Origin of the sequence: Vibrio sp. 10N.222.49.C9 (genome assembly GCF_041474985.1) — a bacterium.
Taxonomy (GTDB): Bacteria; Pseudomonadota; Gammaproteobacteria; order Enterobacterales; family Vibrionaceae; genus Vibrio; species Vibrio crassostreae_C.
In genome coordinates this window covers 1-283 of record NZ_JBFRVD010000794.1, presented here as the reverse complement: position 1 = coordinate 283, position 283 = coordinate 1, and the positions used below count along the sequence as shown (strand labels likewise).

Sequence of the window (283 nt, the reverse complement as noted above, 5' to 3'; positions counted from 1 at the left end):
GTAAAGACGTTAGGCACTCTGACGATGAAGAAATCTACAAATACAAAGATAAAGAGTAAGCCTCCTTACTCTCTACCCCATTGAAGACTTACTGAAACCCTTATTAGTAAAGGTTTTTCACTGACTGGATAGCCGTAAATCCAGTCACTGGGATCTGGAAGTCATCCACGTCACTGGCTCCCATTTGCGCTTCGTTTTGAATACACGTCATCTTGCTTGCGCGTACGGTTTTTCCTGACAGGTGCAACTCGCTGATGCCTGTCTTATTCAAAATCTCTTGTGC

The 283-nt window shown here is 43.8% G+C and carries 1 pseudogene; it reads right to left on the bottom strand.

Annotated features, from left to right (window positions below):
* Positions 1–103: 103 nt before the first annotated feature.
* Positions 104–283, bottom strand: a pseudogene (locus tag AB4585_RS25640) (copper homeostasis protein CutC); the annotation flags it as partial.